6 protein-coding genes and 1 pseudogene are annotated in these 6,999 nt (G+C 73.9%); 2 read left to right on the forward strand and 5 right to left on the reverse strand.

Annotation, left to right across the window (positions count from 1 at the left end; all coding sequences use genetic code 11):
* Positions 1 to 1,834: pseudogene (locus tag GTW43_RS30035) on the reverse strand (alpha-mannosidase); the annotation flags it as partial.
* Between the two features lie 273 nt (positions 1,835 to 2,107).
* Between GTW43_RS30035 and GTW43_RS30040 the strand changes: the two are divergent.
* The gene (locus GTW43_RS30040) at positions 2,108 to 2,587 is read left to right on the forward strand and encodes an ATP-binding protein (protein WP_237536893.1); all 480 of its coding nucleotides are present in this window, start codon (positions 2,108 to 2,110) and stop codon (positions 2,585 to 2,587) included.
* Positions 2,588 to 2,632: 45 nt separating this feature from the next.
* Here GTW43_RS30040 and GTW43_RS30045 read toward each other — a convergent pair whose 3' ends face one another.
* Positions 2,633 to 3,718: a DUF2637 domain-containing protein gene (locus GTW43_RS30045; RefSeq protein WP_161305145.1), complete on the reverse strand. Its 1,086-nt coding sequence runs from the start codon at positions 3,716 to 3,718 to the stop codon at positions 2,633 to 2,635.
* A 208-nt stretch (positions 3,719 to 3,926) separates the two neighbouring features.
* Positions 3,927 to 4,781 (reverse strand): (2Fe-2S)-binding protein, encoded by an 855-nt coding sequence (locus GTW43_RS30050; RefSeq protein WP_161305146.1) that lies wholly within the window; start codon positions 4,779 to 4,781, stop codon positions 3,927 to 3,929.
* Between the two features lie 141 nt (positions 4,782 to 4,922).
* Here GTW43_RS30050 and GTW43_RS30055 point away from each other — a divergent pair, with 141 nt between their 5' ends.
* Positions 4,923 to 5,720, forward strand: a complete 798-nt coding sequence (locus GTW43_RS30055) for a GntR family transcriptional regulator (protein ID WP_161305147.1) — start codon at positions 4,923 to 4,925, stop codon at positions 5,718 to 5,720.
* Positions 5,721 to 5,766: 46 nt separating this feature from the next.
* Here the strand turns inward: GTW43_RS30055 and GTW43_RS30060 are convergent, their stop codons facing one another.
* Both GTW43_RS30060 and GTW43_RS30065 read right to left on the reverse strand, forming a co-directional pair.
* The gene (locus GTW43_RS30060) at positions 5,767 to 6,528 is read right to left on the reverse strand and encodes a hypothetical protein (RefSeq protein ID WP_161305148.1); all 762 of its coding nucleotides are present in this window, start codon (positions 6,526 to 6,528) and stop codon (positions 5,767 to 5,769) included.
* Between the two features lie 165 nt (positions 6,529 to 6,693).
* A partial coding sequence (locus tag GTW43_RS30065; RefSeq protein ID WP_202502125.1) for a helix-turn-helix domain-containing protein occupies positions 6,694 to 6,999 on the reverse strand: 306 nt, incomplete at its 5' end.

The following is a 6,999-nucleotide window of genomic DNA, read 5'->3' on the forward strand; positions in this document are numbered from 1 at the left end:
TCGCCTCGGCCGTGATCGTGTCCAGCTCGCCGAGCACCCGCGCGTACGTCTCCCGGGCCTCCCGGTGCACCCAGGCGATGGACGACCCCGGCAGGATGTCGTGGAACTGGTGGAGCAGCACCGTCTTCCAGATCCGGTCCAGATCCTCGTACGGGAAGGCGTACCCGGGATCGTGCAGCGCCGCCGCCGTGCACCACAACTCGGCCTCGCGCAGCGCGTGTTCGCTGCGCCGGTTGCCCTGCTTCGTCTTGGCCTGCGTCGTGTACGTCGCCCGGTGCATCTCCAGGTACAGCTCTCCGGACCACACGGGGGCCCGGTTCCCGTACTCGGTGTGGGCGGCCTCGAAGAACGCCCCGGGCCGCTCGATCTCGACCCGGGGCGAGCCCTCGAGCGAGCGCAGCCGGCGGGCCTTCTCCAGCATCTCGCGGGTCGGACCGCCGCCGCCGTCGCCCCAGCCGAACGGCACGAGCGAGTGCGACGCCGCGCCCTTCTCCGCGAAGTTCCGCTCGGCGTGGGCGAGTTCGGCGGCATGGAACTGGGAGTTGTACGTGTCGACGGGCGGGAAGTGCGTGAAGACGCGGGTGCCGTCGATGCCCTCCCACCAGAAGGTGTGGTGCGGCATCTTGTTCGTCTGGTTCCAGCTGAGCTTCTGGGTGAGGAACCACCGGGCGCCCGCCAGCTTCGCCAGCTGGGGGAACGCCGCCGTGTACCCGAAGGAGTCCGGCAGCCAGATCTCCTCCGTCTCCACGCCGAGCTCCTCCAGGAAGAACCGCTTGCCGTGCACCAGCTGGCGGGCCAGGGCCTCGCCGCCCGGCATGTTGGCGTCCGACTCCACCCACATCGAGCCGACCGGTGCCCAGTTGCCGTCCGCCACCGCCTTCTTGATGCGCTCCCACACGTGCGGCTGGTGCTCCTTCACCCACGCGTACTGCTGGGCCTGCGAGCACGCGAACACCAGCTCCGGATAGTCGCGGGCGAGCGCGGTGACGTTGGCGAACGTGCGGGAGGCCTTGCGGACCGTCTCGCGCAGCGGCCACAGCCACGCCGAGTCGATGTGTGCGTGCCCGGCGGCCGAGATCCGGTGGGCGCTGGCGTGCGCGGGCCGGGCGAGGACCTCGGCGAGCTCGGCGCGGGCGGCCGCGGCCGTGCCCGGCACGTCGTGCAGGTCCAGGGCGTCCAGCATCCGCTCCAGGGCGCGCAGGATCTCGTGGCGCCGGGCCCGGTCCGGGTCCAGTTCGTGCATCAGCTCGGTGAGCACCTCGACGTCAAGGACCAGGTGCCAGACCGTCTCGTCGAGCACCGCGAGGTCGGCGGAGCGGAACCGGTAGACGGGCTCGTCGCCCGCGGTCAGCACGTCACCGAGGAACGTCGGCTCGAAGTCGCGCAGGACCGCGGGGTTGGCCGCGGCCTCCAGGAGCAGATCCACGGGCTCGCCTCCGGCGGCGCGCTCGGCGATCGTCAGATGCCGGTTGCGCGGGTGGATGCCCTTGAGCGGGACGCCGGAGGCGTCGTACAGGAGGCCCTCCGCCTGGAACCCGGGTCCGTCGCCGCTGAACCCGGGGTCCACGACCACCTCGACGTGCCGCCCGGCCCACTCCGTCGGGACCTGCCCGGTCATCCGGAACCAGCTCGTCGACCAGGGGCTGCCCCAGGCCGTGCCCGGCTCGAACGGCGCGTAGGTGCCCTCCAGCGCCTGCGCGACCGGCACGGGCTCACCCGGCGCGTGCCACACGCTCAGGGTCAGCGCCGTCCGCTCCGTGTACTGCGCGGGGCGGACGAACTGCCGCATCGCCCGCTCCAGTCGGCCCTCCACCAGGTGTCGGTCGTCGTGCACAGCGGCTCCTTCTTCCCGTCGGCCCGGATCTTCACGCGTGTCCGCTTCCGCGCGTGTCTGCTCGTCGCGCGTCGGCTCGGCACGCTTCTCCGCCTGATTCGCTTCCCTACCCGAAGTGGTGGACGAATCAACAAGAGTGCGGGCAGGGCAGCGGGGCATGCATTCCCGTGTACGCGTTCGAGCACAGTCCGGGCGGCACAGGTCGACAGAGAAGGGCACCGGGATCGGCGTGTGGGCGGGGGAATGGGACGGCAGTCACGAGGGGGCTCACCGATGAGCGTCGGGAGCACCACGACGAGCACCACGACGAGAGGCGCGGCGCGCGGCGCGCAGGAGGCGGGGGCGGCACCGGGGGAGCGGTCCGTCGAACTCAGACGCACGCTCGGCAGGGCCGACCTGCGGGCGGTGCCCGAGACCCGCCGGGCGGTGCGCGAACTGCTCCGGCACTGGGGCGGCCCCGGCCGCTCCGAGATAGCCGAGCTGCTCACCAGCGAGCTCGTGACGAACGCCCTGGTGCACACCGACCGCGAGGCCGAGGTGACCGCGACCGTGCGGCCCGACGGGCTGCGCGTCGAGGTCCGCGACTACGTGAGCCGCCGGCCCGAGCCGAACGTGCCGCCCGCCGAGGACGGCACCCACGGCCGCGGCCTGTTCCTCGTCGAGTCGCTGGCCGACGCGTGGGGCGTGTCCGTGCCGGGCACCGGAGCACCGGGCAAGGTCGTCTGGTTCGAGCTGACCGGCGACGCCGCCTGACCACGGGGCCGGGCGGACGCCGCCGGAGCGCACGGCCGGGGCTCCTCAGCCGAACTGCTGCTCGAGGTCCTTGAGCTTCTGCTCGAGCGTGTCGAGCCGCGGCAGCGCCTGGGTGTCGTCCTCCGCCGTGAGGTCGACGGTCTGCGCGGGCTGCTGGTCAGCGCCGCCCTTGACCGCCTGGAGCGAGGGCCGCGCGCGCAGCGGCAGCTGCTCCTGCGAGGGCTGGGTCCCCGCCGATATGGCAGGCTCCGCGCCGCCCTGCGCGGAGCCGCCCGCGGTCACGGCCGGCACCGCCGACGCCTCGGCCTCGGGGGCGTCGGCCCGGCTCAGATAGGTGCGATGGCCCCGGCTGAGCGCCTTGAGCTGCGCGCGCTCCAGCTTCTCGTGCTCGCGCCGCCGGGTCCGCTCCTGGAGCTTCTCGCGCTTGTCCTCGCGCACCTCGTCCACGGCCTCGTCCAGCGTCCGCACGTTCTCCAGGAGCATCAGCGACCAGGCGCTGTACGTCTCCCGGGGCGCGCGCAGCCACCGCACGATCCGGATCTGCGGCAACGGCCGCGGCACCAGGCCCTGTTCCCGCAGCGCCGCGCGGCGGGTCTGCTTCAGGGCCCGGTCGAAGAGCACGGCCGCCGACAGGGACATCCCCGCGAAGAAGTGCGGCGCGCCCGCGTGGTCGAGGCCCCGGGGCGCGTGCACCCAGTTGAACCAGGCGGCCGCCCCGGCGAACGTCCACACGAGTATGCGCGAGCCGAGTGCCGCGTCACCGTGGCTGGCCTCGCGCACCGCGAGCACCGAGCAGAACATGGCCGCACCGTCGAGCCCGAAGGGGACGAGGTACTCCCAGCCCCCGGACAGGCTCAGGTTCTGCCGGCCGAAGCCGACCAGGCCGTGGAAGGACAGTGCGGCGGCGACCGCGGCGCAGCAGAACAGCAGCACGTACGAGGCCGTGCCGTACAGGGCCTCCTTGCGCCTGCGGCGTTCCTCGCTGCGCTCCCACGAGTCGTCGGCCGACGCGCTGTTCTTCGCGTCCCCGGCGCGCCTGCCGCGCGCGAGCACCGCCACCGCCGCCAGCATGCCCAGGAGCAGCACGGCGCCCGGAAGCAGCCAGTCCAGCGATATGTCGGTCAGTCTCATCTGGGGTCCCTTGCGTCGCGATAGGGCTTATCGGGCGCCATAGTGGCCCAGCCTTCCGAGCCCGCAGGGGGTTTCGGGACAAGTGAACGCCATGGGAGTGCGAGGGGGCGCGTCAACGGCCCGTACGCTCGAACTCGCCTACAAGGAGACGGAGTTGCGTTCGATTCCGCCCACCCGAACGAGTGGTTCGAGGGGAGGGGGCCGTGGTTCAGGCCGGCTGGGCCGCCGTCAGCCGGGCGATCCGGTCCGCGTCGCAGGTGCGCGGGCAGGTCACGCAGGTGTCCTCGGGCCGCAGTGTGTAGAAGAGGCAGCAGCTGGCGCGGTCGCGGGTCGGCAGCGGCTCGCCCTGCGGACCGGCCAGCTCGCGGAAGGCGGCCTGCCCGACGTACGGCTTCGTCGTGCCGGGCAGCAGCTCGGCCAGCTCGGTCATCGCGCGGCGTTCCTCGCCCAGCAGGTGAGCGACGTACCAGAGGCCCTCGACGATCTCGTCCGTCGCCATGCCCCACAGGGCGCGCGGGCCGCGCCGCATCCGCGGCCCGAAGCCGGTCAGGACGGGCTGGAGGTGATCCGCGACCGCAGCGCGCACCTCGGCACGCAGCGCCTCCTCGTCCGGCACCACGTGGGCGCCGGGCAGCGTCGCGGCCGGGTCGTCCGGCAGGCAGGCGAAATCCGTGACGCGTACGGCCATCCGGCCGAGCGCCCGCTGGAAGGAGACGTGCGCGGCGGGGAAGCGCGGCACCCGCCGCTGCAGGAACCAGGGGACCGTGATCAGCAGGCACGCGGGCCACGCGTACCGGTGCAGGCCGAAGCTCGCGACGACGTCCGGCCGGGCCTGCTGCCCGTAGTCCTTGCGGACCTGCGCGTCGTCCCAGGCGAGGAACGCGTCGAGCGCGGCACCGCCCTCGGCGAGCTGCTCGGTGCGCACCCAGCCGGTGTCCGCGGGCAGCGGCTCGTGCGCGGCCTGCTCGATGATGTGCAGGCTCGGGAACACCTCGGTGAGGCGGGTGTACGCGGCCGAGACCGCGCTCTGCGTCGCGGCGGGCGCCGGGGTGACGAGGGTCATGCAGGGACCACCGAATCACGATCGTTTGCAGGTAAGCCTTACCTTACCCGACGGATTCGGGGTTTGAACTGCGGGCCGGGCGCCCTATGGTTCTGGGTTGGGTTCGGACAAATTGGCGAGGAACGGCAAGGAACGGCGGCGATGGGGATGACCGGGGTGGAGCAGGCCGGAGCGCGCGCGGCGCACCGCGCGGCCGACGTGCCCGGCGTGCCGGGACAGCGCGACGCGGCCGCCGCCTCCGGCCGGTCCGGGACGCCGCCGCTGGTGCCCGAGCAGAGCCGCGGGGAACACACGCACAGCGAGCCGCCCGCGCCCCGGGTCGCCCCGCGCGGCACCGTCGCGCGGTCCTCCGTGCGCGGGCAGGTGCTCGACGGGCTGCGGGCCGCGCTGCTCTCCGGCGAGCTGGCGCCCGGCGAGGTGTACTCGGCGCCGGCCCTCGGGGAACGCTTCGGCGTCTCGGCCACACCCGTGCGCGAGGCGATGCAGCAGCTGGCCCGCGAGGGGGCCGTCGAGGTCGTGCCGAACCGTGGGTTCCGGGTCACCGAGCGGACCGCGCGGGAGCTCGCCGAGCTCGCCGAGGTGCGGGCGCTCGTCGAGGTGCCCGTGGTGGCGCGGCTGGCCCGGACCGTGGCGCCCGCGCGGTGGGCCGAGCTCAGGCCCGCGGCGCTGGAGACGGTGGCGGCGGCGTCGGCCGGGGACCTGGCGCGGTACGCCGACGCGGACCGGGCGTTCCACCGCGCGGTGCTGGGGCTCGCCGGGAACGACCAGCTCGTGCGGGTCGCGGACGATCTGCGGCGGCGCGTGGTGTGGGGCGGGGGTGAGCTGGGGGTGGACGCGGCCCAGCACATGGCGCTGCTGGACGCGCTGGAGACCCACGACCTCCCGGCGGTCACGCGCATGCTCCAGGCCCACTGGGGCACCCACCCCACGACTCCCTGACGGCGCCCCCGGCGCCATCGCCGGGCCGAGTGCGGCCGGGGCCGGGTCAGGCCGCGGACGGGAGTGTGGGGGCCAGCCAGGTCGGGACGCCGCCGAGGAGCCGGAAGAGCCGGGCCGCCTCCTCGCGCAACCGCACCTTCGTCTCGGGCTCGGGCTCCGCCTCGGCCAGCGAGACGAGCGCCGGCGCGGTCCCGACCAGATAGCCGAGCTCCTCCCGCAGCCGCAGCGACTCGGCGAACCCGTGCCGCGCCTCCTTGAGCTCCCCCTCGCGCAGCGCGAGACCGGCGAGGTGCCGCCAGGTGAACGACAGCAGCAGGGCGTCCCCGTGCGCCGTCGCCCCCGCGTGGGCCCGCCGGTAGGCGGCCCGCGCCGCCTGCGGGGCGTCGGCCAGGTTCTCGGACATCAGCCCCCGCCGGAAGTCGAGCACGGCCCGCCGCGCCGCCCCGGGGGCGATCAGTGCCGCCGCCCGGCCGAACGCCGAGCGTGCCTCGTCGACCCGGTCCCGCACCTTCAGCAGCGTCGCCGCGTAGGCGAGATGCCCGCGCTCGCAGGCGGCCGCCCCCCGCTCCTCGTCGGTGTGCGCGAGTGCCTCCGCGGCCCGCAGCGCGTCCTCCGCGTCGGCCCACCCCTGCTCCGTGTACAGGCACCGCTCGACGAGCAGCGCCGCGCGGTGCAGCGCGGCGGCGGGGTCGCTCTGCGCGTCACGGTCCAGGAGGGCCGCGGCGTCCGCCCAGCAGCCGCGCGAGCGCAGCCGCCACACCGCGGTCTGGAGTGGATCGTCCGCTGGGTTCGTTCCGGTACCAGACATGGCGGTGTGCGCCACGTTGCCCTCCCCGAGCACGCCATCGAGCCGAGTTGCCGTGGCGGCATCTCAGCACGGATCACGGTGCCCGGCCAAGGGGCTGGGTGAAAGATTTCACAAAGGGATGGGGTTCCGGACGTGCCCCGTAACCGGTAGGGCCATGACGTCGTGTCAGCTCATGCGCAGGGCCAGGAAGAAGTCCAACTTGTCCTCGAGCCGCGAGAGATCACGGTTCGTCAGCTGTTCGATCCGGCCCACCCGGTAACGCAGGGTGTTGACGTGCAGGTGGAGCCGGGAGGCGCAGCGCGTCCAGGAGCCGTCGCAGTCGAGGAACGCCTCCAGCGTCGGGATCAGCTCGGCCCGGTGCTTGCGGTCGTAGTCCCGCAGCGGGTCGAGCAGCCGGGCCGTGAAGGCGCGCCGCACGTCGTCGGGGACGAACGGCAGCAGCAGCACGTGCGAGGCGAGCTCCTGGTGCCC

Origin of the sequence: Streptomyces sp. SID5785 (assembly GCF_009870065.1) — a bacterium.
GTDB lineage: Bacteria > Actinomycetota > Actinomycetes > Streptomycetales > Streptomycetaceae > Streptomyces.